The organism is Thermus kawarayensis JCM 12314, assembly GCF_055393575.1.
In genome coordinates this window covers 349,031-374,548 of the sequence record NZ_AP043756.1, presented here as the reverse complement: position 1 = coordinate 374,548, position 25,518 = coordinate 349,031, and the positions used below count along the sequence as shown (strand labels likewise).

The window sequence follows — 25,518 nt, the reverse complement described above, 5'->3', positions numbered from 1 at the left end:
CCGTACAATCCCTGGCATGCGCCTCGCCGAACGCTACCCCGAGGTGGACCTGGACAAGCTCCTTCAGGGCTTCGCCCCGCCCCCCCGCTTCCGTGGAGCCACCTTCCAGGCCTACCGCCCGGACCCCCGCTACCCCTCCCAGGCCCTGGCCAAGGAGCGCCTGCGAAGTTGGGTCAAGGACCGTCCCCGGGGTTTCCTCCGCCCCGGGATGCCCGGGCCCCAGGGGATCTACCTGGACGGGGGCTTCGGGGTGGGGAAGACCCACCTCCTGGTGGCGGCCTACCTGGAGGCCCCCGGTCCTAAGGCCTTCCTCACCTTTGAGGAGCTCACCTACACCCTGGGGCTTCTGGGCCTCAGGGAAGGGGCCGGGCGCTTTGCCGGGCTTCGCCACCTCTTCCTGGACGAGTTTGAGCTGGACGACCCCGGGAACGCCCAGATGGTGACCCGCTTCCTCTCCCTCGCCATGGAGCGGGGCCTGCGGGTGGCCACCACCTCCAACACCCCGCCGGGGGCCCTGGGGGAGGGGCGGTTCAACGCCGAGCAGTTCAGGCACCAGATCCAGAGCCTGGCCCGCCGCTTCGCCGTGGAGCGCATAGAGGGGGAGGACTTCCGCCACCGCGACCCGGGCCGCTTTCCCAAGCCCCTCACCCACCAGGCCCTTCTGGAGGCCTACCGGCAGGACACGAGGAGAAAGAGCCTAGACGCCTTCCCTGAGCTCCTCGCCCACCTCCGCACCCTCCACCCCATCCGCTACCGCTACCTCTTTGACGGCCTGGAGGTGGTCTATATTATGGGCCTCGAGCCCATCCCTGACCAGAACGACGCCCTGCGCTTTGTCCACCTCGTGGACCAGCTCTACAACCTTGGCCTTTCCCTGGTGGCCTCGGGGGAGCCTTTGGAGCGCCTCTTCCCCGAGGGTTACCGCCACGGGGCCTTCGCCAAAAAGTACGGCCGGGCCCTTTCCCGCCTGGCCGAGCTTTTGGGGTAGCATGGGGGCATGGACCTGGCGGAAAGGCTTTCGGAGTTGGCCCAGGCCCTCTCCCAGGCGAGCGCCGCGGTGGGGATCCTGGAGGCCATAGAGGAGGTTCTGGACGAGTATAAGGACGGGGAACTCTCCCTCAAGGAGGCCATGGAGGAGATCCAGGGGCTCGTGGAGGAGTTTCAGGCGGTGCGGGCCCTCTCGGAGATGACCCCGGAGGAGCTCATGGCCCTGGCGGAGGAGGAGGAAGAGGAGGACGAGGAGGGCCTCAGGTCTTGAAAGCGGTGGCCGTGGTCTTGGACTCGGTGGGCCTGGGCTACCTGCCGGACGCCCCCCTTTTCGGCGACGAGGGGGCGGACACCCTGGACCACACCGTGCTCAAGACCGGGGTGGCCCTCCCCAACCTGGCGGCCTTGGGCCTGGGCTGGGTGAGGGGGGTGCACACCCTGGGGAGGCCCCCCCGCCCCCGGGGGGCCTTTGGCCGGATGAAGGAGGTGAACCCCGGGAAGGACACCACCACCGGCCACTGGGAGTTCGTGGGCATATTCCTGGAAAAGCCCTTCCGGACCTACCCCGAAGGCTTCCCGGAGGAGCTTCTCAAGGCCTGGGCCCAGGCCGTGGGCATTGGGGGATGGCTTTTGAACAAGCCCTACTCCGGCACCGAGGCCATCCGGGACTACGGGGAAGCCCACCTCAAGACGGGCTTTCCCATCGTCTACACCTCCGCCGACAGCGTCTTCCAGGTGGCGGCCCACGTGGACGTGGTGCCCGTGGAGGAGCTTTACCGCTTTTGCCAGGTGGCCCGGGAAATGCTCGTGGGCGAGCACCAGGTGGCCCGGGTCATCGCCCGGCCCTTCGCCGGGGAGCCCGGGGGGTTTTACCGGCTGGAGCACCTCCGGAAGGACTTCGCCCTAAAGCCCCCCAGGAACGTCCTGGACGCCCTCGGGGAGGGGGGCCTCGAGGTGGTGGGCGTGGGCAAGATCCCCGACATCTACGCGGGGCGGGGCTTCACCCGCGCCCTCAAGACCAAGGACAACCGGGACGGCCTGGAAAAGACCTTGGCCCTTCTCGGGGAGGACTTCCGGGGCCTGGTCTTCGTCAACCTGGTGGACTTTGACAGCCGGTACGGCCACCGCCGCGACCCCCAGGGGTATGGGGGGGCCCTTTTAGAGGTGGACGCCTTCCTGCCCAGGTTGCTCGCCGCCCTGGGGCCTGAGGACCACCTCTTTCTGGTTTCCGACCACGGCAACGATCCCACCTTCTTCGGCACCGACCACACCCGGGAGTACGGGATGCTCCTCTGGGTGGGCCCGGGGGTGGAGGGGGACCTGGGCACCCGGGAGACCTTCGCCGACCTCGGGGCCACCTGGGCGAAGCTTTTCGGCCTCCCCTGGGAGGGCCCCGGAACAAGCCTCTTTTAGGCCATGCCCTTCACCTGGCGCGACCTCTTGGACATCCTCCTGGTGGCGGTCCTCTTCTACTACCTCTGGCGCCTCATCGCCGGCACCCGGGCCTTGAACCTGGTGCGGGGGGTTCTGGTCTACCTCCTGGTCTGGTTCACCGCCAGCCTCCTGGGCCTTTCCACCCTGTCTTGGCTCCTGGGCAACGCCGCCACCCTGGGGGCCTTCGCCCTCATCGTGGTCTTCCAGCCGGAACTGAGGGGGCTTTTGGAGCGCCTGGGCCGGGCCCAAGGGCCCAGGGCGCCTTCCCTGGCCCTGGAGGAGCTCCTTTTGGGCCTTGCCCGCCTCGCCGAGCGGCGCTACGGGGCCCTTCTGGCCCTGGAACGGCGTACCCCCCTGGGGGAGTACGCCGCCACCGGGGAGGTGCTGGACGCCCGGCTCTCCGCCCGGCTCCTCGTCACCCTCTTCCATCCCGGCACCCCCCTCCACGACGGCGGGGCCATCCTGCGGGGAGGAAGGCTTTTCGCTGCGGGTTGCGTTTTTCCCCTTTCCGAGGCCCACCTCGGCCTCGGCACCCGCCACCGGGCGGCCCTGGGGCTTTCCGAGGCTTCCGACGCCCTGGTCATCGTGGTGAGCGAGGAGACCGGGGCCATAAGGGTGGCGGAAGGGGGAAGGCTTTCCCCGCCCCTTTCCCTGGAAGCCCTGCGGGAGAGGCTCAAGGGGGTGGTCCATGCGTGACTGGCCTGCCTGGTTGCTTTCCTTCTTGGCGGCCCTGGCCGTCTGGTACTCCCTGCGGGAGAGGGCCCCTGTGGTGGAGCGGGCCTTGAGCACCCCCCTGCAGGTGGTGGGACTGGAGCAGGGGGTGGCGGAGGGGGTGCCCAAGGAGGTCTTCCTCAGGGTCCAGGGGCCTGCGCCTTTGGTGGAGGGGCGGAACCTGCCCGTCTCCGCCTACCTGGACCTTTCCGGGGTGGAGGGGCCCTTCTCCCGGGAGGTGCAGGTGGCCGTGCCCCAAGGGGTGGAGGTGCTGGAGGTGCGTCCGGCCCGGGTGGAGGGGAGGGTGGAGGCCCTCCTCACCCGCACCCTGCCCGTGGAGGTCTACGCCCCGGGGGCCTGGGTGCACACGGAGCCCGACCGGGTGGAGGCCAAGGGCCCCAGGAGCCGGGTGGAGGTGGCGGTGAGCGCCTTGGGGATAGACCTGGGCACGGGGGAGGTGGCCCTCACCGCCTTCGGGCCGGAAGGTCCTCTTCCCGGGGTGGAGGTTTCCCCCTCGAGGGTCAAGGTGGTGGCCCGGGAAAGGGCCCTTTTCCGCAAGGAGGTGGCCCTGGCCCTGAAGCCTCCCCCGGGCCTCAAGGTCCTGGACTACACCCCCAAGACCCTGGAGGTGGTGGGGCCCCGGGAGGCCTTGGAGGGGCTGGAGGCGGTAGAGGCCAGGCCCCAGGGGGGGTTCCGCCCCGGGGAGGTGGTGGGTCCCTGGATCCTGGACCTCCCCGAGGGGGTGCGCCCCCTGGGCCAGGTTTGGGGAAGGGCGCGGTTTGCGCTAGAATGAATAGGATGATCTACCCCATCCGCCTCTACGGGGACCCGGTGCTTCGCAGAAAGGCCCGCCCGGTGCAGGACTTCTCCGGCCTCAAAAAGCTCGCCGAGGACATGCTGGAAACCATGTTTGAGGCCCGGGGGGTGGGCCTTGCCGCCCCCCAGATCGGCCTTTCCCAACGGCTTTTCGTGGCCGTGGAGTACGCCGACGAGCCCGAGGAGGAGGAAAGGCCCCTGCGCCACCTGGTGCGCCGGGTCTTTGTGGTGGCCAACCCCGTCATCACCCACCGGGAGGGCCTTTTGGAGGGCACGGAGGGGTGCCTCTCCCTGCCCGGCCTCTACTCCGAGGAGGTGCCCCGGGCCGAGCGCATCCGCGTGGCCTACCAGGACGAGGAAGGGACCCCAAAGACCCTGGAGCTCGAGGGCTACCTGGCCCGGGTCTTCCAGCACGAGATAGACCACCTGGACGGGATCCTCTTCTTTGAGCGCCTGCCCAGGCCCAAGCGGGAGGCCTTTCTGGAGGAAAACCGCTTTGAGCTCGCCCGCTTCCAAAAGGAAGCCCGGGCCCTTCTAAAGGAGCTTTCCCAGGGATGAGGGTGGCCTTCTTTGGCACGCCCCTCTGGGCGGTGCCGGTCCTGGACGCTTTGAACCGCCACCATCGGGTGGTCCTGGTGGTGACCCAGCCGGATAAGCCCCAGGGAAGGGGCCTGAAGCCCACCCCAAGCCCCGTGGCCCGGTACGCCGAGGCCCACGGCCTCCCGGTGCTCAAGCCCGCCAAGCTCAAGGGAAACCGGGAGTTTCTGGAGGCCTTCAAAAAGGCCGCCCCGGAGGTGGCCGTCACCGCCGCCTACGGCAAGGTCCTGCCCAAAGAGGTGCTGGAGATTCCTCCTTACGGCTTCCTCAACCTCCACCCCTCCCTCCTTCCCAAGTACCGCGGGCCTGCCCCCGTGCAGTGGGCCCTCATCCGCGGGGAGAAGGAGACGGGGGTTTCCATCATGAAAACGGAGGAGGGCCTAGACACCGGGCCCCTTTACGCCGTCTGGCGCACGGAGATCCTCCCGGAGGAGGACGCGGTGGCCCTCTCCGAGAGGCTCCGCGACCAGGGGATAGAACTCCTCCTAAGGGTGCTGGAGGAGCTTCCCCAGCGCACCCCCGTCCCCCAGGAGGGGGAGGCCAGCTACGCGCCCCTCCTCGCCAAGGAGGAAGGCCGGATCCGCTTCGGGGAGAGCGCCCAGGCCGTCTTTAACCGCCACCGGGGGGTGCAGCCTTGGCCCGGAAGCTTCTTCTTCCACGGGGGCAAGAGGGTGAAGGTCTTAAGGATGCGCCCCGAGGCCGGGCAAGGGACCCCTGGGGTGGTGCAGGCGGTGGACCGGGAAGGGGTTTTGGTGGGCACCGGGGAGGGGCTCATCCGCCTCCTGGAGGTCCAGCCCGAGGGCAGGCGCCCCATGCCCGCCGCGGACTGGGCCCGGGGGTACGGGGTGGGCCCGGGAACCCGTTTGGAGTAGCCCCCGCATCCCGGCCCGGGCAAGGGGAGGCCGCAGGAGGCCCTATGCTGGCCCAAGCCAGCATAGGGGGGCATTAGAACTCCTCGTCCCACTCCACGATGGTTTCGCTGGTGAGGGTGGTGGCGGGCTTTCCCTCCATCCCGGTGGCGGTCACCTCGGCCCCCCGCTCCCGGAGGAGGCCGAACTGGGCGGCGATGCCCCGAAGGCCCGCCCCGGCCAGGGCCACCACCGCGAACACCGTGAGCCCCCAGGCCAGGTAGGGCACCAAACCCTGCCCGATGGACAGGTTGGACAGGAGGCCTAAGGCGGGCAACCCCCCATACTCGGCCAGGATGGAGCCAAAGTAGGACAGGCCTTCCGCCACGATGGGCAGGAAGAGCAAGAGAAAGGCCAGGCCCAGGAGGTTCCAGTAGACGTTGCGCCCGCCGAAGGTGAGGCGGATGAGGTAGAGGGGAAAGAAGGCCAGGGCCGAGGCCAGAAGGAAAAAGACCGCCCGGGGGATGCCCGCCGTTTGGACCAGAGCCAGCTTCAGGTCCAGCCAGGGGTTGGCCCGGGGGCCTTGGCTGAAGCGCTGGCGGAGTTCGTCCAAGGCCTCGTAGAGGGTGAGGGCGTCCAGGGTGCGCAACCCCGTGGCCGTGGAGAGGTGGACAAGCCCCCGCGAAACCTTTTCCGTCAGGACAGGGTCTACCTGGGAGAAGACGGGCTCTATCCCGGCGCGGAACCTCCAGAGGGCCCGGTCCAGGTGGTACCGCCCCTGGTCCACGTTCCCTCGGCCTAGGGCGGTCACCGCCAGGCCCACCTCGTTCTGCACTTCTTGGAAAGCCTCTAGTAGCTCAAAGTTGTATTGGTATCCCAGGGCGTGGGCCTGGGTTCTCACCGCCTTGGCGGTGGCGGGGTCCATCCATGGAGGGACGTAAAAGGTTTCCACGGGGGCCTCCCCCGGCTCCGAAGCGGTGGAAGGGGCCACGGGGGGAGAAGGCCTTGGGGCAGGTAGGGCGGGAGGGGGGGATGGGGAAGGAAGGGCGCTTCCTTGGGCGGGGGTGGCGGCGGGCGGGGAGGGTGTTCCCTGCCCCCCCAGGGCCTTTCGCCAGGCGGCCACCTTCTTCTGCAGTTCCTGCACCCCGCCTCGGAAGGCCTCGCCCCCGGAGACCTTGGCCAGGGCCTGGACGAAGTCCTGGGCCCTTAGGGTGCTTTGCGGGCTGTCCTGGACCACCAGGTAGCGGGCGTAGGCCCGGGCCAGGGCCAGGTAGGCCTGGGGACGGGAGGAGGCGGAGAGGGCCTGGGCCAGGTCCTCGGCCATCCGTTGCAGGAAGCGTTCCTCCAGGCGCCTCCTGGCCTCCTCGAGGGGAAGCCCCGCCACTTCCTGGCCCACTCCCTGGCCGAGTCCCGTGGCCCGGACCAGGCGGGCGAGGTAGGCGGCCCTTTCCGATGGAGGGGCCTGGAAATAGCCGTCGTAAAGGGCCTTGCCCACGAGGTGGCGGACCAGGAGGAGGCGGGCCTCAAGGTCCGCCTGGCTCTTCCGCGCCACGGCCTGCCGGGCCTCCTGGAGGTTGCCGAGGGCGGCGTCCCGCAGGACCGGGGGCAGGCTTTCCGCCTCCTGGCGCAGGAGGCCTTGCGCCTGATCCAAAGCGGCCAGGGCCTGGTCAGGGTTTCCCGTGCCCACACGGGCCAGGGCCCCTTCCAGCCGGTCGTAAAGCTCCGGAAGGGGCGCGGCCAAGGCCAAGCCCAGGAACGCCAACCCGAAGAGCCATCTTCTCATCCCTCCACCTCCGCGCTGCTCGCCAGCCGCCTAAGCGCGTGCAGAAGGCGGCCCACGTTGGTCTCCTTGTGCGCCAGCACCCCCACGAACCCCCGGTCCAGGGCGCGGAGGGCCACCACCGTGTCCGCGATCACCGCATAAAAGGTCCGGTACCCCTGCCTCCGCAAAAAGAGATGGATCGGGTCCAGGGAAACGGGCTCCCCGGCGAAGAGGGCCTCCCTTTCCCTCTGGCCGGCCACCACCACCCCCACCACGCCCTCCAGCCGGGCCAGGCGCTGGGCCAGGTGGACCCGAAGGGCGGGGTCCTCGAGGTCCACGGCCTCCAGGAGGGCGGCCTCCTCCTCTTCCTCCTCGGCCTCTGGCTCCGGGGGGGCCAGGGTCTTGAGCTCCCGCACCCAGGCCTTGAGTTCCGGCGGCATCTCCTGGAAGGGCAGAAGCCGCTTCAGCTCGGGCCAGACCACTTCCTCGGCCAGCCTGGCCCACTCCCCGGGGTGGGAAGGCGTTCCTTGGGCCAGGGCCTTGCGCAAGAGGCCTTCCGCGGCCCGGCGGGAGATGTACTGGCTTAGGAGTTGCAAAAGGCTTTCTTCCATAGCCAAGGGGCTTGCCAATCCGCCCCTCAGAGTGTACCATAACCTCTGCCCGAGGGTTCGGGCGCCTTCGCTGGGGTGTCGTCTAACGGCAGGACAGCGGACTCTGGATCCGCCGGTCGTGGTTCGAGTCCACGCACCCCAGCCAATCTTTGGCCCCATCGACTAGCGGTTAGGTCACCGCCCTTTCAAGGCGGCGGCGGGGGTTCGAGTCCCCCTGGGGTCACCAAAGCCCTCCGAGCCGCGCGCGGCCCCATCGTCTAGAGGCCTAGGACACGGCCCTCTCAAGGCCGAGACGGGGGTTCGAATCCCCCTGGGGTCACCAAGGCGCCTCGGAGGGCCTCTCCTTTCTTGACAGGACCTTTTCCCCTCCGCAAACTGTAAAGCGCTGTATACCCCCACCAGGTATGTGGGGGTGTAGGGTGGTAGCAGGGAGGTGCCCATGGAGTTCACCCTCACGGGACTTGCGGGAAGCGGCGCTCAGGAGGAGCTTTACGACGTGGTCATCATCGGCGGGGGTCCCGCCGGGCTCACCGCTGGCATCTACGCGGGCCGGGGCGGCCTCAAGACGGTGATCGTGGAAAAGGGCCTCCCCGGCGGGCAGATCGCCCAGACGGAGGAGGTGGAGAACTACCCGGGCTTTCCCGAGGGCGTCTCTGGGCCGGAGCTGGCGGGCCGCATGGTGCAGCAGGCGGAGAAGTTCGGCGCCCGCATCGTTATGGACGAGGTCCAGGGGATTGAGAAGACGGAGGAGGGCTTCCTGGTGCGGGGGTTTGAGCGAAGCTATCCCGCCCGGGTGGTCATCATCGCCACCGGGGCCAACCCCAGGAAACTGGGGGTGCCCGGGGAGGAAAGGTTTTACGGCCGGGGGGTTTCCACCTGCGCCACCTGCGACGCCTTCTTCTACCGGGACAAGGAGGTGGTGGTGGTGGGCGGGGGGGACGCCGCCGTGGAGGAGGGGCTTTACCTCACCAAGTTCGCCAAGAAGGTGACCCTGGTCCACCGCCGGGACGAGCTTAGGGCCAACAAGGTGGCCCAGAACCGCGCCTTCCAGAACCCCAAGATGCGCTTCCTTTTCTCCCACATCGTCACCGAGGTCCTGGGGGAGGAGCAGGTGACGGGGGTGCGCCTGAAAAACCTGAAGACAGGGGAGGAGTACGTCTACCCCACGGACGGGGTCTTCGTCTTCATCGGCCACGAGCCGAACACCGCCTTCCTAAAGGGGGTGGTGGAGCTCAGGCCCGACGGCTACGTGGCGGTGCGGGACGAGGTCTTCACCTCGGTTCCCGGGATCTTCGCCGCCGGGGACGTGGCCGACCCCATCTACCGCCAGCTCACCACCAGCGTGGGGGCGGGCACCCGGGCGGCCATGATGGCGGAGAAGTACCTGGCGGAGAGGGAGGCCAAGGAGAAGAGCACCGGGGCCACTTCTCCCTGAGGAGCCTGCCCGGGGTATGCGGCGGCTTCTCCCCCTGCTCTTAGGGTTCTCCGCCGCCCTTTCCAGCCCCCTCCTCTACCTTCCCCTGGACGACCGCCCCCCCAACTGGGCCCCGTGCGCCTGGGAGCTGGTCCTCTGCCCGCCCCGGGAGGTGTACCGGGGCGCCCAGGGGGCGGACCTTTCGGGGCTTCGCGCCTGGCTCCTTTCCACCCCGGGGGAGGGCCTGGTGGCCAGCCTGGACGCCCTGGCCTACGGGGGGCTCCTCCAGAGCCGCCACCTGGGCCTTCTCCCCGAGGACGCCCTGGCCCGCCTCGCCCCCCTCCTCTCCTGGCGGGTGCGCCACGGGGGGAGGCTCTACCTCTTCGGGGTGGTGCCCCGCTGGGACGCCACCCGAAGGGAACGGAACCTCGAGGCCCTGCGGGCCCTCGCCCCCTGGGGGGACCTTCGGGGGGTGTACCTGGAGGCGGTCTGGGACGATGCCCTAAGGAACTCCCCCGCCCCCCGGGAGGCCCGCGCCCTTCCCTACCCAAACCGCCCCGGGGCCGACGAGGCCGGGCAGGTCCTGCTCCTCCGGGCCCTGAGGCCCGGGCTTAGGGTGGCGGTGGCGTACGGGGAGGGGCTTTCCCCGGCCCGGGTGACCCCCTACGAGGGGGTGCCCTTGGGAAGGACCGTGGCCGGGGTCTTGGAGAGCGCCGGGGCCCAGGAGGTGGGCCTCGAGGCCGACCCCCACCTCGTCCTCTACCTTCACGGGGGCGGGGACCCCCGGCGAGCGGCCCTGGAGCTTATGGACCTCATGGCCCGCCACCGGGTGGCCCTGGCGGACCTCTCCCGGGTGAACCGGGGGGATGCCGGCCTCATGGCCTACCTCCAGGGCCTCGGCCTCTACGCCCGCCTCGCCGCCTACGCCGCCTGGGGCACCCCGGCCAACAACCTGGGGAGCGCCCTGGCCCAGGGGGGGCTTTTCCTTGGGAGGGAGGAAGCGCGGATTGGGCGCCTGGCCGAGGCCTACTTCCAGTACTGGTGGGGGGAGGTGGGGAGGCCTTGGGTGAGGGCCCGCTTCCCCGAGCCCCTGCCCGAGGAGGCCCGGGAGGTGGCGGCCCTTTGGCCCCACGTGCTCCTGGAGAACCGCAGGCTGGACCTCCAGGGGATCCGCTTTCCCTGGCGGCGGGCCTTTGAGGCCGAGCCCGAGCTGCGCCTCCTTCCCCTCCCCTGGGGGACAGGGCTGGTAGAATAGGCCGGTCATGAGGCTCGAGGCCCTGGAGCTAAGGCGCCTAGAGGCCCTGGTCCAGGCTTGGCGCCTCCTGGCCCCCCTCACCGAGCGGGAGGCGGTCTACCGGAAGACGGTGGAGGCGGCCAAGGAGAGCACCCGGGCGGCCTCGGCCCTCCTCTTCCTCTACCGGCCGGAGGAGGACGCTTTGGAACTGGTGGCGGCGGCGGGGCTTTCCGCCGATAAGCTGGGCTTCCGCCTTCCCCGGGGCAAGGGGGTGTCCTGGCGGGTTTTGGAGTCGGGGGAGCCCCTCTTCATCTCCGATATCTCCAAGGATCCCCGGGTGGTCTTCCTTTCGGGGAAGGTGCAGCCCGGGGCTTACCTGGGGGTGCCCCTGCGGAGCCCCGAGGGAAGGGTCTTGGGGGTTCTTTCCATGGACACCGCCGGAGGGGTGGGGGAGATCCTTCCCGAGGAACGCTTCTCCCTGCAGGCCCTGGCGGAGGCGGCGGGGATGGCCCTTTCCCGCATCGCAGCTCTGGAGGAGGCCAGGAGGGAGGCGGAGCGCTCCAAGGCCCTCTTGGAGCTTTCCCTGGCCCTGGAGGCCTCCCGGGATCCCCTGACCATGGCCCGGGAAGCCTTGGAAACCCTCCTCCGCCTCACCCCCTACCACGGGGGGGCCCTTTACCTCTTCCAGGAGGGGGTGGTGCGCCCGGCGGTGATGGCGGGCCGTTACCCGGAGGGCTTTCCCCGGCTTTACGAGGCCCATCCCATCCGCTTTGGCCAGGGGCTTCTGGGCCACCCCTCCCTCTGGGAGGGTCCGGTGTACGTGGAAGACTACGCCACCTTCCCGGGGGCCTTGAAGCCCTTCGCCCAAAGCGGTCTGCGCTCGGCCCTCCTGGTGGCCCTGAAGCCCGAGGGGAGGCGTTACGGGGTCCTGGCCCTGGGCTCCTTCGGGGAGCGGGTGCCCCACCGGAAGGAGGACGAGGCCCTGCTCCAGGTGGTGGCCAGGAGGCTGGAGGAGGCCTTGGAACGCCTCTTTCACCTGAACGCCCTGGCCCGCACCCGTGAGGCCGCCCTGAAGGCCCTTTCCCGGGTGCTGGAGTACCGCGACCTGGAGACCCAGGGGCACACGGAGAGGGTGGCGGAGCTCGCCGTGGGCCTTGGCCGGGCCCTGGGCTTCCAGGACCTAGAGGGTTTGCGCCTTGGGGCCTACTTTCACGACCTGGGGAAGCTGGCCCTCCCCGACGAGGTGCTCAGGAAGTCCGCCGCCCTCACCACCGGGGAGTGGCGGCTGATCAAGACCCATCCCGAGGTGGGGTTTGAGATCCTTCGCGGGCTTCCCTTCTTCTCCCAGACGGCCCTCAACGTGGTCCTCTACCACCACGAGCGCTGGGACGGCTCGGGCTACCCCCGGGGGCTCAAGGGGGAGGAGATCCCCCTGGAGGCCCGCATCTTCGCCGTGGTGGACGTGTGGGACGCCCTGGTCTCCCAGCGCCCCTACAAGCGGGCCTGGACCCGGGAGGAGGCCTTACAAGAACTCCGGGCCCAGGCGGGCAGGACCCTGGACCCGGAGGCGGTGGCCAAGTTTTTGGATATAGTTTAATCTATTCCACGGTGACGCTCTTGGCCAGGTTCCGGGGCTGGTCCACGTCCCGCCCCAGAAGGACGGCGATCTCGTAGGCCAGGAGTTGCAGGGGCACCACGCTCACCATGGGGGCGAGGAGGGGGTGGACCTCGGGCACGTAGACCACGTCCTGGGCGAGCTTCCTGATCTCCTCGTCCCCCTCGGTGGCGATGGCGATGACCTTCCCTCCCCGGGCCCGCACCTCCTGGATGTTGGAAAGGGTCTTCTCGTAGAGGGGGCCTTTGGTGGCCAGGACCACCACGGGGAGGTGCTCGTTGATGAGGGCGATGGGCCCGTGCTTCATCTCCCCGGCGGGGTAGGCCTCGGCGTGGATGTAGCTGATCTCCTTGAGCTTCAAGGCCCCCTCGTAGGCGGTGGGGGTCTGGACGTGCCGCCCCAGGAAGAGGAAGTCCTGGGCCTGGTGGTACTTCTCCGCCAGGTGGGCCACCAGGGGCCTTTTTTCCAGGACCTCCTCCACCAGGCGGGGAAGCTTGCGCATCTCGTGGACCAGCTTCCTCGCCTCCTCCCTTCCCAGGGTACCCCGGGCCCGGCCGAAGCGCACAGCGAGGAGGGCCATGGCCGCCAGCATGGCCAGGTAGGCCTTGGTGGAGGCCACCCCGATCTCCGGCCCGGCGTGGATGTAGAGCACCTCCTCCACCTCCCGGGTGAGGGTGCTTCCCTTGGCGTTGATGACCCCCAAGGAGCGGGCCCCTTTGGCCTTGGCCTCCCTTAGCCCCTCCAGGGTGTCAATGGTCTCCCCAGACTGGCTGATGGCGATGGCCAGGGTGCGCCCGTCCACCACGGGATTGCGGTAGCGGTACTCGCTGGCCACATCCCACTCGGTGGGGATGCGGGCCAGGGCCTCCAGGAGGTACTTCCCGTAAAGCCCGGCGTAGCTGGCGGTGCCGCAGGCCACCACGTGGACCCGGTCCACCTCCCTGGGGTCCAGGGCGAGGCCCAGGTCCACGTCCCCTTCCTCCTCCCGCAGGCGGCCCCCCAGGGTGTTTTCCAGGACCCAGGGTTGCTCGTAGATCTCCTTGAGCATGTAGTGGGGGAAGCCCCCCTTCTCGGCGGCCTCGAGGGTCCAGTCCACCTCCACCACTTCCCGTTCCAGAAGGCGGCCCTCCAGGTTCGTGATCTCCACCCCTTCCCGGGTGATCCGGGCCAGGTCCCCGTCGTGGAGGAAGATGACCCGCCGGGTGTAGGGCAGAAGGGCGGGTACGTCCGAGGCCAGGAAGTTCTCCCCCTCCCCCAGGCCGATGACCAAGGGGCTCACGGTGCGGGCGGCCACGATCTCCTCCCGGTCCTCGTGGACCACCACCACGGCGTAAGCCCCCCGTACCTCTTTTAGGGCCTCCCTTAGGGCCTGGAAGAGGTCGCCCCGGTACTTCTCCTCCACCAGGTGGGCCAGGACCTCGCTGTCTGTTTCCGAGGCGAAGCGGTGTCCTCGGGCGAGGAGGGCTTCTTTGAGCTCCAGGTAGTTTTCCACGATGCCGTTGTGGATGACGGCGATCTTCCCGTCCTCCGTGGTGTGGGGGTGGGCGTTGGGGTCGGTGGGGGCCCCGTGGGTGGCCCAGCGGGTGTGGCCCACGCCCAAGGGGCCTTCCAGGCCCGTCCCTTTGAGGGCCTCCGCCAAGGCGGAAAGCTTCCCCGAGCGCTTCACCACCTTTAGCCCCTCCGGGGTGCGCACCGCCACCCCCGCGGAGTCGTACCCCCGGTACTCCAGCCTCCTCAGGCCGTCCAAGAGGACGTCCGTGGCATTACGAAAACCGATGTAGCCTACGATGCCGCACATACCTACTTCCTCTAAGGCGGGCCCGGAACCAGGCCCACCCATGCCCTCCTAAGGGCCAAAAGCCTTTTCCGACGCCCTGCCCCTCGGTTGTCCCGTTAAGGCTTTCCCTCGGGGCTTTTCTCAGGCGGGCGGGGCGGGCGCACCCCGGGCGGCATCCGCGGATTCCTCAACCTTTCCCGGCTTTGGCCGGTTATCCCTGTGAAGGGTCCGCCACCTCGTCAGGCCAGAAGACCCCCTGCGCTTCCCGCCTTCCTGGACCGCTTTCTTCCTCCCCTCTCTCACCCCCCGCCGGAGTATACCAAAACCTAAAGGACGAGGGGCTTGACACCCAGGGCATGAGGCTTTTATGATAGCCCCGGATGCAAGGGAAAACCGGCCCATGGGGCCTTTGGGTTTTTCCCTGGCATCCCGGGAAGCTGGGTGGGAGAGGAAACGCGGAAACTCGCCCGCACCCTCTTCCCGAGAAACCCTGAAGGGGGTGTGAAGGAGTATGAAGAAAAGGCTCGTGACGCTACTGGCAGGGCTTTTGACCGTGCTCTCCATGGGCTTCGGTCTAGCCCAGTTCTCCGACGTGCCCGCCGGGCACTGGGCCAAGGAGGCCGTGGAGGCCCTGGCGGCCAAGGGCATCATCGTAGGCTTCCCGGACGGCACCTTCCGGGGCAACGAGACCCTCACCCGCTACCAGGCCGCCCTCATCATCTACCGCCTCCTGCAGCAGATCGAGGAGGAGCTGAAGGCCAAGGGCGAATCCCCCACCATGGAGGCCATGTCCTCCGAGGACATTGAGGCCCTGAAGAACGCCGTGCAGGAGCTGGCGGCCGAGCTCGCCGCTTTGGGCGTTAGGGTCTCCGCCCTGGAGGACAGCGCCGCCACCAAGGACGACATCGCCCGCCTCGAGGCCATGATCGAGGAGCTGAAGGCCAAGCCGGCTCCCGAGCCCGGCATGGACCAGGCCGCCCTCCAGGACCTCACGGACCGGGTGGAGGCCGCCTCCATCGCCGCCGACACCGCCCTGGCCCAGGCCCAGCAGCTGGCCGAGCAGCTCCAGGCCCTCTCCCAGGACGTGGAGGGGGTGAAGGGCGACGTGGCCGCCCTCGGCACCGAGGTGGAGGCCAACGCCCAGGCCATCCAGGCCCTGAACGAGCTCGCCGTCCTCCTCAACCAGGACGTCCTTTCCCTCCAGGACCGGGTGACCGCCCTGGAGAAGGGCCTCGCCGACCTGCAGGGGGTGAACTTTGAGGAGTTCGCCACCAAGGAGGACGTGGCCGCCGTCCAGGAGTTCGCTGCCGCCCTGCGCTCCGACCTGGTGGGCCTCTCCGAGAAGGTCTCCAAGCTGGAAGGGCAGGTGGCCGACCTCTCCAAGGTGCAGTACTCCATCAAGGGCTCCCTCTCCGCTACCTACGGCACGGTGGTGACCAATACAGGCACCAACTTTGACATAGACCGCCTCTTCCCGGGCAATGCCTTCTCCACGGGAACCTACGCCGCTTTCGCCTCCAATATCCAGGCTGGAGATAGCAATCAGGGTAATGTTTCCCTGGGGAGCGTCGCCCTCACCTTCGGCGTCAAGGTAGCCCAGCCCGGCCAGCAGGGCGTGAACGTTTCCGAGGCCAGCGCCACCCTACAGGTGCCCGTGGCCTTTGGGACCACTTTTAGCGGCGCACCCACCATCCGCCTCAACGCCGCGAGCGTCAAGGGGAACGTGGACGGCCAGCCCTTCAGCGTGGCCTACAGCCGGGCGGTGAGCAGCTTCAAGTTCAACGACTACCTCTTCGCCAACGACAACGATCCTGAGGCTGTTAACCCCCGCCAGGGTATGGTGGCTACCTTCTCTGGCACCAAGTTCCCCCTGGCTCCCGAAGTAACCCTGGTGGCAGGGGTGGCAGGCACCACGGCTAACGATCCCAACCCTGCTCTCCAAGCGGGGAACTACTTCGGCATCCGCACCGCCCTCAAGCCCTTCTCCGCCCTCAACCTGGCCCTGAACTACGCCACCAACCTGGGCAACCGCTCGGCCATCGGCGTGGACGGCGGCCTGGAGCTGGGCCCTGCCAAGCTCTCCGGGCTCTGGGTCTCCTCCCAGACCCCCGGGAGCCCCTTCGCCAACTTCTTTGACAACACTCTCTCCGACTGGGCGTACTACGCCCAGGCCGAGGCGAAGCTCGGGCCCCTTTCCCTCTCCGCCAACTACCACGCCGTGGACCCGCAGTACGCCGACGGCCAGGCGAGCATGTCGGAGAACGAGGACACCAACTACTATGGCGGTCTGAGGGCCGGGGCGCCCTACGGGGCTAACACCCGCGGCTTGGGCGTCTCCGCCAGCGTGGGCTTCGGCCCCATCACCCTCAAGGGCTACGCCGAGAGCGAGGGCGACTACAACAAGTCCCCGGGTAGCGTCAACGACGCCCTTGGGGCGGCCGTGGCCCTGGGCAAGTTCCGGGGCTTCAGCCTGACGGGCTTCTACAACCGCGCCTGCGATAGTGGGAACAACTACTTCGTCTGCGCGAACCTCGTGGACGCCCTTGGGAGCTACTCCTATCTCAATGAAAACCAGGAGTACTCCTCTAGCTTCGGTGTAAAGCTGGCTCACGATGGCGGCGCTCAGGACGCCCTCATCCCCACCCTCAACCTCACCGCTCAGTACGCTGCTTTCTATAGGCCCGGCGGTGGTAGCTACGACCGCAGGGATATCCAGGTCTACGCCAGCCTGAGCAAGCCCTTCAAGCTGGCCATCCTAAGTCTCTCTCCGGGCTTCCGCTACCACAGCTTTGCTGGCGGCGGTACCGATCCCAGCTACACCACCCTGAAGGCCGGGGTGCAGGTTTCCACCGATCCCCTCCTCTTCGGCCTCAGCCTGGACGGGGCGGTTTCCTACCGCACCACGTCCTACACGGCTAATCCGAGCAATGTTACCACCTACGAGCTCTACTACCGGGCCGGGGTGAAGATCAGCGACTTCCTAGCCCCGAAGCTCAACTTCAGCGTGGCCTACGCCCACTACGAGGGGGATAAGCTGGCGGGTGCCGGGTTGCCCACGGTGGGCTCGGGCAACCAGGCCTTCAACTTCGCCCGCGACCGGGTCTACCGCTCCCCCGACCCCATTGGCGCTCCTTGGACGGCTACCCCGGGCACCCAGTCCGGCCTGGTGGAGGGCTTCTACCTGCAGGCGGACTACTACAACCTCAGCGTGGCCTACGGGGAGTTCGTGCTCACGGACCTCGCCCGCACGCCCGGTAGCACCTCCTACGGCCGGGGCTTCAAGATCGGCTACAAGGTGGATTTCTAAGCCCTCTCGCCCTGCCCCCCGCCCCAGAGGGGCGGGGGGTTTCTTTCCCCATCCTGGCAAGGCCGGGGTGGGGGCCCCATTCGGGACCCCGGTAAAGACCGGGCGGGGGCCCTATACTCTAAGGGATGACCTTCCGCTACCGGGGGCCAGACCTCAAAGGGGACCAGCCCAGGGCGGTGGCCGGGCTCGTGGAGGCCCTAAGGGACGGGGAGCGCTACGTTACCCTCCTCGGGGCCACGGGCACGGGGAAGACGGTGACCATGGCCAAGGTCATAGAGGCCCTGGGAAGGCCCGCCCTGGTCCTCGCCCCCAACAAGATCCTGGCGGCCCAGCTGGCGGCGGAGTTCCGGGAGCTCTTCCCGGAAAACGCCGTGGAGTACTTCATCAGCTACTACGACTACTACCAGCCCGAGGCCTACGTGCCGGGGAAGGACCTCTACATTGAGAAGGACGCCAGCATCAACCCCGAGATTGAGCGCCTGAGGCACTCCACCACCCGTAGCCTCCTCACGCGGCGGGACGTCATCGTGGTGGCCTCGGTCTCGGCCATCTACGGCCTGGGGGACCCGAGGGAGTATAGGGCCAGGAACCTGGTGGTGGAAAGGGGCATGGCCTACCCCCGGGAGGCCCTCCTGGAGAGGCTTCTTGAGCTGGGCTACGAGCGGAACGAGATAGACCTCGCCCCCGGGCGCTTCCGGGCGAGGGGGGAGGTGTTGGAGATCTTCCCCGCCTACGAGACCGAGCCCATCCGGGTGGAGCTATGGGGCGACGAGGTGGAGCGCATCCTCCAGGTCCACCCCCTCACCGGGGAACGCTTGCGGGAGCTTCCCGGGTTCGTCCTCTTCCCCGCCACCCACTACCTCTCCCCGGAAGGGCTGGAGGAGATCCTCAAGGAGATAGAGAAGGAGCTCTGGGAAAGGGTCCGCTACTTTGAGGAGCGGGGGGAGGTCCTTTACGCGGCGCGCCTCAAGGAGCGCACCCTCTACGACCTGGAGATGCTGAGGGTCATGGGCACCTGCCCGGGGGTGGAGAACTACGCCCGCTACTTCACGGGGAAGGCCCCAGGCGAACCCCCCTACACCCTCCTGGACTACTTCCCCGAGGACTTCCTGGTCTTCCTGGACGAGTCCCACGTGACCGTGCCCCAGCTAATGGGGATGTACCGGGGGGACTACGCCAGGAAGAAGACCCTGGTGGACTACGGTTTCCGCCTGCCCTCGGCCCTGGACAACCGCCCCCTCCGCTTTGAGGAGTTTTTGGAGAAGGTCTCCCAGGTGGTCTTCGTCTCCGCCACCCCCGGGCCCTTTGAGCTAGAGCACTCGGGGCGGGTAGTGGAGCAGATCATCCGGCCCACGGGGCTTCTGGACCCCCTGGTGCGGGTCAAGCCCACGGAGAACCAGGTGCTGGACCTCATGGAGGGGATAAGGGAGAGGGCTAGCCGGGGCGAGCGCACCCTGGTCACGGTCCTCACCGTGCGCATGGCCGAGGAGCTCACGAGCTTCCTGGTGGAGCACGGGATAAGGGCGCGCTACCTCCACCACGAGCTGGACGCCTTTGAGCGCCAGGCCCTCATCCGGGACCTCCGGCTTGGCCACTACGACTGCCTGGTGGGGATCAACCTCCTAAGGGAGGGCCTGGACCTCCCCGAGGTGAGCCTGGTGGCCATCCTGGATGCCGACAAGGAGGGCTTCTTGAGGAGCGAAAGGAGCCTCATCCAGACCATGGGCCGGGCGGCGCGGAACGCCGGGGGGGAGGTCTGGCTCTACGCCGACCGGCTCTCCGAGGCCATGCGGAGGGCCATAGAGGAGACGAACCGGAGAAGGGCCCTCCAGGAGGCCTACAACCTTGAGCACGGCATCACCCCGGAGACCGTGCGGAAGGAGGTGCGGGCGGTGATCCGCCCCGAGGGGTACGAGGAGACCCCCCTCGAGGCCGACCTCTCCCGGGAGGAGCTGAGGGAGCGCCTGGCGGAGCTGGAGCTTCTCATGTGGCAGGCGGCGGAGGCCCTGGACTTTGAGCGGGCGGCGCGGCTTCGGGACGAGATCCGGGCCCTGGAGGCCCGCCTCCAGGGCCTGGGGGCCCCGGAGCCCATCCCCGGGGGGCGGAGGAAGCGGCGGCGCCGCTAAGCGCTCGCACTTTTGTTTCGCAGCATGGGATGCCCAAGCCGGGGCTGGGGGGAGACTCTTTTGGGGCCCCCACCGCGGCGAAAGCCGCGGTGGGGTACTTAACGGGCGGGGAGCCTTCTCCCGAGAGGGCTTTCCTGGACCTTTAGGTAGGGGCAGAACCAGGGCGCGGGCACTTAGGCCAGGAGGAGCAGGGGGTTTTCCAGGTAAAGGGCCACCCGCTCCAGGAGCTTCTTGGCCACGGGGGCTTCCAGCCCCGAGACCGTGAGGAGGCCCTCCGGGGAGAGGAAGAGGCTTGGGCGGCCGGTGTGCACCTCCTCCTCGCCTGCGAAGCAGAGGAGGCCCTCCCCTTCCTCCCCGTCCTCCCCTCGGAAGAGGGCGAGGAAGGAGGGGGCGGGCTTGAGCCCCCGCACCCCTTCCCCTTCCACCCGGCCCACGAGGGCCCTAAGGGGAAGCTCCATCTCCGCCAGGGCCCTTTCCGCCGCCTTCAGGAGGAAGGGCAGGGGGGTCTTGGGCACCCCGTGGACCCGCCCGAAGAGGGCAAGGGCCTCCTCCAGCCCCTGGGGTTCCACCCGCCTCCGGTAGACCCGAAGGGCGGCCGGGGGGGCAGGGATGGGCGTGGGCGCCGGGGCCACGCCCAGGGTGGGGGCGCCGGCCGGGGGGGGCGGGGGCGCCAAGGGCTGGACTTCTTCCTGGAGGGCCAGGGGAGGTTCCGCCTCCTCGAGGGCCTGGAGAAGCTCCTCCTCCGGGGGTTCGGGGGCGAGGAGGTCTTCCTCCCACGCCTCCAGGGAGGCCGGGGCTTCCTCGGCGGGCTCCTCGGCGAGGAGGAGGGCTTCCTCCTCGAGGTCCAGGTCCACCTCGGGGAAGTCCAGGTCCAGCTCCTCCTCTGCCACCTCCTCCACCTGGAGGGTAGGGGTCTTGGGAGCCTCGGGGATGAGGTCGGCCAGGTCTACCCCTTCCTTCCCCAAGGCCTCCTGGGCCCGTTTAAGCTCCTCCTCCGGGGGCAGGGGCGGGGGGGCCTCCGGCATGGGCGGAAGGTCCACCTCCCCGGCCATCAGCTTGGCCAGAAAGGCCAGGACATCCCGCTCCACGATGGTCCCGTCGGGGCCCGTGCCTTGGAGCTGCCGCCAGTCTATGCCGTTTTCCTCGGCGAGGCGCCGGGCCAAAGGCGTGATCCTGGGTTCTGCCATCTTGCCCCTATGATAACAGGGTGGAAGCGCGCTTCGCCGAGCTTTTGGCCGAGTACTGCCTGGAGGCCGGTCCCGGGGAGACCGTCTTGGTGGAAGCGGAAACCCCGGCCCTTCCCCTCTTGCCCCACCTCAAGCGGGCCCTCCTGCGGCGAGGGGCTTACCCCTTCTTCCGCCTGAGCTACCCCGCGGAGGGGCGGGATTTTCTCCTTTATGGCGGGCGGTGGTTAGAGGAAATCCCCGAGGCGGAGTGGGCCCTTTACCAGCGGGCGGACAAGTTCTTGCGCATCCTCTCCGCCGAGAACCCCCTGGAGGCGGCCTCCTTAGACCCTGCCCTCGCCCTGCGCCACCAGAAGGCCTGGTGGCCCTTGCAGGAGGTAAGGCTTAAGAAGCGCTGGGCCCTCACCCTCTACCCCACGGTGGGCTACGCCGTGGGGGCGGGGATGGGCACCGGGGAGTTCCGGGCCTACCTGGAAAGGGCGCTCTTCCTGGACCGGGAGGACCCCGTGGCCGCTTGGCGGGAGCTTTCCCGTTTCCAGGAGAGGCTTATCGCCAGGCTTTCCTCGGGGAGGGAGCTTCGCCTCCAGGCCCCGGGCACCGACCTCACGCTTTCGGTGGCGGGCCGCACCTGGGTGAACTCCGACGGGCGGCGCAACATGCCCTCGGGGGAGGTCTTCACCGGGCCCTTGGAGGATTCCGCCGAGGGGGAGGTGCGCTTCAACCTCCCGGCCTTCGTGGGGGGCAGGAGGGTGGAGGGGATCCACCTGCGCTTTTCCCGGGGGGAGGTGGTGGAGGCCAGGGCGGAGGTGGGGGAGGGTTACCTGAGGGAGGCCCTTTCCACCGATCCCGGGGCGAGGCGGCTTGGCGAGGTGGGCCTCGGCACCAACTTCGCCCTGGACCGCCCTACGGGCCTCGTCCTGCTAGACGAGAAGATGGGGGGCACGGTTCACCTGGCCCTGGGCCGGAGCTACCCGGAAACGGGGGGAAAGAACCAGAGCGCCCTCCACTGGGACCTGGTCCTCTCCCTGAGGGAAGGGAGGCTTCTTCTGGACGGGGAGCCCCTTCTCGTGGGGGGACGCTTCCTCTAAGTACCCCACCGCGGCTTTCGCCACGGTGGGGGCCCCCAGAAAGCCTCCCCATAGCCCCGGCTTGGGCGTCCCATGGCCAAAGTGCGGGCACTTAGAGGTCCTTTCGCCCGAAGACCAGGGCCCCCAGGAAGGCGAAGCCCAGGGTGTAGATGAGGAGGAGGGAAAGGCCGAGCCCCGCCGCCTCCGGCCTCAGGTACAGGTCTAGATAGGTGGTGAGGAGGAAGGGGGTGAGGGCGGGGAAGGCCACCAGAAGGCGCATGAGGAGAAGGGTGGCCACGGCGGCCAGGGCGCTCGCCGTGGTGGAGAGGAAGAGGGTGCCGTAGAGAAGGGCCAGGGAGGCGAGGGGCAAGAGCACCGCCCCCGCCAGGAGGTGGGCCCGGAGGAGCTCCAGGAGGGCCTCCTTCGGGGTGAGGAGGCCTACCCCGGCGAACCCCCCTTCTCCCAGGCCCGTGCCCCCGTAGAAGGCCCCTAGGCCGTGGGGCAGGCCCGCCAAAAGCCCCCCCAGAAAACTCGCCGAGAGGAGGACGAAGGGGTAGAGAAGGGCGGAGAGGAGCTTGGCCAGGAGGAGGCTGGTCCGGGGCAAGGGGCGGAGGAGGAGGCTTTTGAGGGTGCCCTGGGCCACCTCGCTGCCCAGGGACTCGCTGGCCGCCATCACCACCAGGAAGGGAAAGAGGAACTCCATCCCGGCCATCAGGCTCAAGGAGACCACCTGCCACCCCGAGGCCAGGACCAGGCCGTAGACCTCCTTAAGCCCGGGGGCCAGGGCCCAGAGGAAGGGAAGGAGGAAGGCGGAAAGAAGGCCGAGCCCCACCGAGCGGAGGCGGAAGAGCTTGAAGACCTCAAAGAGGAAGAGCCTAAGCATGTTTCACCCTGTCCTGGTAGTAGCTTAGAAGGTCAAAGCGGTGGGGCGCGAGGGCCTCCACCCGGTATCCCTCCCGGAGAAGGGCTCTAAGAACCGCCTCCCTATCCCCCTCAAAGAGGATGGCCCCGCCCTGGAGCCTGGCCCAGGCCACCTGGGGCAGGGTCTTGAGGAGGGCGAGGGCGCCTTCTGGGGGGTGGGCCTCGAGGCGGTAGGCCTCCCTTCCGGAAAGGGCCACCTCGTCCAGAAGCCTACCCCCGCCCAGGATGCCCACCTTGTGGGCGTAGCGGGCAACCTCGGGGAGGTGGTGGGTGGAGAGGAGCACCGCTACCCCTTCCTGGGAGAGTTCCCGGAGGAGGCCGTGCACCAGCTCCACCCCCTCGGGGTCCAGGCCCGAGGTGGGCTCGTCCAGCACCAGGACCTTGGGCCGGGGGAGGATGGCCGCCGCCAGGCCCAGGCGTTGCCTCTGCCCCAGGGAGTAGCTGCCCACCTTTTGGTCGGCCACGGCCAGCAGCTTGAGCCGGGCCAGGACCTCGGCGATGCGGGCCTCCTCCCGCACCCCGGCGAGGTAGGCGTGGAGGCGCAAGTTCTCCCGCCCCGTAAGGTAGGGGTAGAAGGCGGCCGGAGCCTCCACCACCGCCCCCAGGTGGCGCCGGGCGGCGGGCGTTTTGTGCACGTCCTCTCCCAGGAGGAGGGCCCGCCCTTCCGTGGGGAAGGCCAGCCCCGTGACCAGGCGGATGAGGGTGGTCTTGCCGCTCCCGTTGGGGCCCGCCAGGGCGTAGACCTCCCCCGGCCGCACGGAAAGGCTGATCCCGGAAAGGATGGGCTTCCGCCCGTAGCGCTTGCCCAGGCCCTCTAGCCTTAAGGCTTCCATGGATGCTATACTACCCAAGCCCCCGGTCCAGCGCGGCGGTCCGGGCGTGAACCGGGTCAGGTCCGGAAGGAAGCAGCCCTAAGCGCTCCGGGTCGGGCGCCGCTGGGTAGCCGGGGGCGCTTTATCCACAGGGTTATCCACAGGGTCTTTCTCGCCTTCTTCACGGGCCTTGGTTGAAAAAGTGCCTTCTGAACGGGGTTTACTCCCCGGGTCTTGGGGCTTCCGCCGTGCGCACCACCCCCTTTTCCACAAGGCCCCGCACCTCCTCCGGGGTGTAACCCGCTTCTAGGAGCACTTCCTCCGTGTGCGCTCCCAAAAGGGGCGGGGGCAGGGTGGGCCCTGCGGGGGTTCTGGAGAGGAAGCGCAAGGGGTTGGCCAGGGTGGGAAGGGACCCCAAAAGGGGGTGGGAAAGGGTCCAGACCGCCCCCCGGGCCTCGGCCTGGGGGTCCTGGAAGGCCTCGGCCAGATCGTTCACCGGGGCGGCGGGGACCCCTGCTTCCCTGAGCCTCGCCAGCCAGTAGGCCCTGTCCCGGGTGCGGAGCACCTGGGATAGGGCCTCCACCACCTCCTCTCGGTGTTCCACGCGCTCAGCGTTTTGGGGAAAGCGCAGGGCGAGCTCGGGAAGCCCCAACACCCGGCAGAGCCTCTGGAACTGCTCATCGTTCCCCACCGCCAGGATGAGCCAGCCGTCCCCCGCGGGGAAGGCCCCGTAGGGAACGATCTGGGCGTGGGCGTTCCCCAGCCTTTTAGGGGGTTTGCCGGTGAGGAGGTAGCTTTCCCCCAGGTTGGCCAGGGCGAAGAGGCCCACGTCAAAGAGGGAGAGGTCTATGTGCTGGCCCTCCCCGCTCCGCTCCCGCTCCAGAAGGGCGGCGAGCACGGCCGAAGCCCCCATCATCCCCGTCATCACGTCAATCCAGGCCACGCCCACCTTCATGGGGGGCCCCTCGGGCTCTCCGGTGACGGACATGATGCCGGTGTAGCCCTGGAGGGCGGCGTCGTAGCCCGGTTCCCTTGCCCTCGGCCCGGTGTGGCCGAAGCCGGTGATGGAGAGGTAGACGAGGCGGGGGTTCAGGACCCTTAGACGCTCGTAGCCTAAGCCGTAGCGCTCCAGGTCTCCCGTCTTGAAGTTCTCCACCAGGACATCCGCCTTCTGGGCCAGGCGCCTCAGGGCTTCCTGGCCTTCCTTGGCCTTCAGGTCCAGGGCCAGGCTCCGCTTGCCCCGGTTCACGGAGAGGAAGTAGGCGCTTTCCCCCTGCACGAAAGGGGGGCCCCAGCCCCGGGTCTCGTCCCCCCAGGGGGGCTCCACCTTGACCACCTCGGCCCCCAGGTCCGCCAGGATCAGGGTGCAGAGGGGGCCGGCGAGAACCCGGGAAAGGTCCAGAACCCGGATGCCGGAAAGGGGCTTCATGAGGGCATCTTACGCCGGTATAGTGGGGGTGTGGGCCGCGTTCTTCGGCACGCCCTTGTGCTTTTGGTGCTTCTTTACGTCCTTCTCCCCTTCCTCTGGATGGCCTACGCCGCCTTCATGCCCAAGGAGGCGGTGTACTCGGGGGAGCTTTTCTCCCGCCTGGGCTTCAGCCTGGAGAACGTGAGGGCCTTGGGGAAGGAGGGTTTTTGGGGAAGGCTTTTTTTCTCCTTGGGGCTTTCCTCAGGGGTGGTGCTCCTCCAGCTCCTCACCGCCCTTCTCGCCGCCTACGCCTTAAGGGCCGGGCTTGGGCTTCTCCCCCTCTACCTGGTGCTCATGGCCGTCCCGGCGGAGCTCCTCTTGGTGCCCCTCTACGGCATCCTCAAGCGGCTTTCCCTCCTGGAGACCCCTTGGGCCCTGGTCCTGCCCTTTGCCGCCAGCCCCTTTGTCCTCTACCTGGTGTACCAGGCCATGCGGGGGGTGCCCGAGGAGCTTTTGGAGGCGGCCCGGCTGGATGGGGCGGGGCACCGGGTGCTCCTTTTCCGCATCCTCTTTCCCCTGGTGCGCCCCACCCTGGTGGCGGCGGGGGTTTTGGCCTTCGCCGCCCACTGGAACCTGGTCCTCTACCCCCGGGTGGTGGTCTCCGACCCCCGCTTCTGGACGGTCCAGACCTGGCTCACCGACCTCCAGCGCAAGTACCCCACGGACTGGGGGCTCCTCTCGGCGGCGGCCCTCCTCTCGGTGCTTCCCATCGCCCTTCTCTACCTCCTCTTTGAGAGGCGGGTGGTGGCCACCTTTGAGGAGGGGTTGAAGGGGTAATCTTGACCCCGCCCCTACCCCCCTTTACCCTGGTCTTTAAGGAGGATAAC

At 68.5% G+C, this 25,518-nt stretch carries 21 protein-coding genes, 3 tRNA genes and 1 other RNA gene; 18 read left to right on the top strand and 7 right to left on the bottom strand.

What is annotated here, in order from left to right; all coding sequences use genetic code 11:
• The first annotated feature begins 16 nt into the window (after window positions 1-16).
• Genes zapE through fmt form a run of 7 tightly spaced genes read left to right on the top strand, consistent with a single transcriptional unit; the run spans window position 17 to window position 5,417 of the window.
• Window positions 17-988, top strand: a complete 972-nt coding sequence (gene zapE / locus ACZ5RK_RS02430; protein WP_054647148.1) for a cell division protein ZapE — start codon at window positions 17-19, stop codon at window positions 986-988.
• Between the two features lie 9 nt (window positions 989-997).
• Window positions 998-1,258 carry a hypothetical protein gene (locus tag ACZ5RK_RS02425; RefSeq protein WP_054647149.1) on the top strand — a complete coding sequence of 87 codons (261 nt, stop codon included), beginning with the start codon at window positions 998-1,000 and terminating at the stop codon, window positions 1,256-1,258.
• Window positions 1,255-2,400 carry a phosphopentomutase gene (locus tag ACZ5RK_RS02420; protein ID WP_464909534.1) on the top strand — a complete coding sequence of 382 codons (1,146 nt, stop codon included), beginning with the start codon at window positions 1,255-1,257 and terminating at the stop codon, window positions 2,398-2,400. Before ACZ5RK_RS02425 ends, ACZ5RK_RS02420 begins: the two co-directional genes overlap by 4 nt.
• 3 nt (window positions 2,401-2,403) lie before the next feature.
• Window positions 2,404-3,117, top strand: coding sequence for a diadenylate cyclase CdaA (gene cdaA, locus ACZ5RK_RS02415; RefSeq protein ID WP_464909533.1), 714 nt, complete (start codon window positions 2,404-2,406; stop codon window positions 3,115-3,117).
• Window positions 3,110-3,925: a CdaR family protein gene (locus ACZ5RK_RS02410; protein ID WP_464909532.1), complete on the top strand. Its 816-nt coding sequence runs from the start codon at window positions 3,110-3,112 to the stop codon at window positions 3,923-3,925. Before cdaA ends, ACZ5RK_RS02410 begins: the two co-directional genes overlap by 8 nt.
• A gap of 5 nt (window positions 3,926-3,930) precedes the next feature.
• Window positions 3,931-4,506 (top strand): peptide deformylase, encoded by a 576-nt coding sequence (gene def, locus ACZ5RK_RS02405; RefSeq protein ID WP_054647799.1) that lies wholly within the window; start codon window positions 3,931-3,933, stop codon window positions 4,504-4,506.
• Window positions 4,503-5,417 carry a methionyl-tRNA formyltransferase gene (gene fmt / locus ACZ5RK_RS02400; RefSeq protein ID WP_464909531.1) on the top strand — a complete coding sequence of 305 codons (915 nt, stop codon included), beginning with the start codon at window positions 4,503-4,505 and terminating at the stop codon, window positions 5,415-5,417. Before def ends, fmt begins: the two co-directional genes overlap by 4 nt.
• Before the next feature lie 73 nt (window positions 5,418-5,490).
• Here fmt and ACZ5RK_RS02395 read toward each other — a convergent pair whose 3' ends face one another.
• Together ACZ5RK_RS02395 and ACZ5RK_RS02390 are read right to left on the bottom strand one after the other, a co-directional pair.
• Window positions 5,491-7,176 (bottom strand): hypothetical protein, encoded by a 1,686-nt coding sequence (locus ACZ5RK_RS02395; protein WP_464909530.1) that lies wholly within the window; start codon window positions 7,174-7,176, stop codon window positions 5,491-5,493.
• Entirely contained in the window at window positions 7,173-7,766 is a 594-nt protein-coding gene (locus ACZ5RK_RS02390) for a hypothetical protein (RefSeq protein WP_464909529.1), read from the bottom strand. The genes ACZ5RK_RS02395 and ACZ5RK_RS02390 overlap by 4 nt, the downstream gene beginning before the upstream one ends.
• Window positions 7,767-7,837: 71 nt before the next feature.
• On the opposite strand from ACZ5RK_RS02390, the gene ACZ5RK_RS02385 reads away from it, so the two are divergent.
• The 6 genes from ACZ5RK_RS02385 (at window position 7,838) to ACZ5RK_RS02360 (ending at window position 12,011) form a co-directional block, all read left to right on the top strand.
• A tRNA-Gln gene (locus tag ACZ5RK_RS02385) sits at window positions 7,838-7,911 on the top strand.
• A 6-nt stretch (window positions 7,912-7,917) separates the two neighbouring features.
• Window positions 7,918-7,992 (top strand) — tRNA-Glu (locus ACZ5RK_RS02380).
• Between the two features lie 20 nt (window positions 7,993-8,012).
• Window positions 8,013-8,088 (top strand) — tRNA-Glu (locus ACZ5RK_RS02375).
• 117 nt (window positions 8,089-8,205) lie between these two features.
• A complete protein-coding gene (gene trxB / locus ACZ5RK_RS02370; RefSeq protein WP_054647675.1) occupies window positions 8,206-9,201 on the top strand; it encodes a thioredoxin-disulfide reductase in 996 nt (331 codons plus the stop codon).
• A gap of 16 nt (window positions 9,202-9,217) precedes the next feature.
• Window positions 9,218-10,435, top strand: a complete 1,218-nt coding sequence (locus ACZ5RK_RS02365; RefSeq protein WP_464909528.1) for a DUF4127 family protein — start codon at window positions 9,218-9,220, stop codon at window positions 10,433-10,435.
• 7 nt (window positions 10,436-10,442) lie between these two features.
• Window positions 10,443-12,011: an HD domain-containing phosphohydrolase gene (locus ACZ5RK_RS02360; protein ID WP_464909527.1), complete on the top strand. Its 1,569-nt coding sequence runs from the start codon at window positions 10,443-10,445 to the stop codon at window positions 12,009-12,011.
• Between the two features lies 1 nt (window position 12,012).
• On the opposite strand, the gene glmS is transcribed toward ACZ5RK_RS02360, so the two are convergent.
• Window positions 12,013-13,827 carry a glutamine--fructose-6-phosphate transaminase (isomerizing) gene (glmS, locus tag ACZ5RK_RS02355; protein WP_464909526.1) on the bottom strand — a complete coding sequence of 605 codons (1,815 nt, stop codon included), beginning with the start codon at window positions 13,825-13,827 and terminating at the stop codon, window positions 12,013-12,015.
• Between the two features lie 490 nt (window positions 13,828-14,317).
• On the opposite strand from glmS, the gene ACZ5RK_RS02350 reads away from it, so the two are divergent.
• Both ACZ5RK_RS02350 and uvrB read left to right on the top strand, forming a co-directional pair.
• Window positions 14,318-17,113 carry an S-layer homology domain-containing protein gene (locus tag ACZ5RK_RS02350; RefSeq protein WP_464909525.1) on the top strand — a complete coding sequence of 932 codons (2,796 nt, stop codon included), beginning with the start codon at window positions 14,318-14,320 and terminating at the stop codon, window positions 17,111-17,113.
• Between the two features lie 125 nt (window positions 17,114-17,238).
• Window positions 17,239-19,239 (top strand): excinuclease ABC subunit UvrB, encoded by a 2,001-nt coding sequence (gene uvrB, locus ACZ5RK_RS02345; RefSeq protein ID WP_464909524.1) that lies wholly within the window; start codon window positions 17,239-17,241, stop codon window positions 19,237-19,239.
• Between the two features lie 173 nt (window positions 19,240-19,412).
• Here uvrB and ACZ5RK_RS02340 read toward each other — a convergent pair whose 3' ends face one another.
• The gene (locus ACZ5RK_RS02340; RefSeq protein ID WP_464909523.1) at window positions 19,413-20,426 is read right to left on the bottom strand and encodes an E3 binding domain-containing protein; all 1,014 of its coding nucleotides are present in this window, start codon (window positions 20,424-20,426) and stop codon (window positions 19,413-19,415) included.
• 20 nt (window positions 20,427-20,446) lie between these two features.
• Between ACZ5RK_RS02340 and ACZ5RK_RS02335 the strand changes: the two genes are divergently transcribed.
• Window positions 20,447-21,511, top strand: a complete 1,065-nt coding sequence (locus ACZ5RK_RS02335) for an aminopeptidase (RefSeq protein WP_464909522.1) — start codon at window positions 20,447-20,449, stop codon at window positions 21,509-21,511.
• Between the two features lie 91 nt (window positions 21,512-21,602).
• Here ACZ5RK_RS02335 and ACZ5RK_RS02330 read toward each other — a convergent pair whose 3' ends face one another.
• Both ACZ5RK_RS02330 and ACZ5RK_RS02325 read right to left on the bottom strand, forming a co-directional pair.
• Window positions 21,603-22,373 (bottom strand): ABC transporter permease, encoded by a 771-nt coding sequence (locus ACZ5RK_RS02330; RefSeq protein ID WP_464909521.1) that lies wholly within the window; start codon window positions 22,371-22,373, stop codon window positions 21,603-21,605.
• Window positions 22,366-23,244 (bottom strand): ABC transporter ATP-binding protein, encoded by an 879-nt coding sequence (locus ACZ5RK_RS02325; RefSeq protein WP_054647216.1) that lies wholly within the window; start codon window positions 23,242-23,244, stop codon window positions 22,366-22,368. Before ACZ5RK_RS02325 ends, ACZ5RK_RS02330 begins: the two co-directional genes overlap by 8 nt.
• A gap of 19 nt (window positions 23,245-23,263) precedes the next feature.
• Here ACZ5RK_RS02325 and ffs point away from each other — a divergent pair.
• An RNA gene (ffs, locus tag ACZ5RK_RS02320) (signal recognition particle sRNA small type) lies at window positions 23,264-23,358 on the top strand.
• Window positions 23,359-23,443: 85 nt separating this feature from the next.
• Here the strand turns inward: ffs and ACZ5RK_RS02315 are convergent.
• Window positions 23,444-24,652: a CaiB/BaiF CoA transferase family protein gene (locus ACZ5RK_RS02315; RefSeq protein ID WP_464909520.1), complete on the bottom strand. Its 1,209-nt coding sequence runs from the start codon at window positions 24,650-24,652 to the stop codon at window positions 23,444-23,446.
• Between the two features lie 30 nt (window positions 24,653-24,682).
• On the opposite strand from ACZ5RK_RS02315, the gene ACZ5RK_RS02310 reads away from it, so the two are divergent.
• Window positions 24,683-25,468 (top strand): carbohydrate ABC transporter permease, encoded by a 786-nt coding sequence (locus tag ACZ5RK_RS02310; protein ID WP_464909519.1) that lies wholly within the window; start codon window positions 24,683-24,685, stop codon window positions 25,466-25,468.
• Window positions 25,469-25,518: the final 50 nt, after the last annotated feature.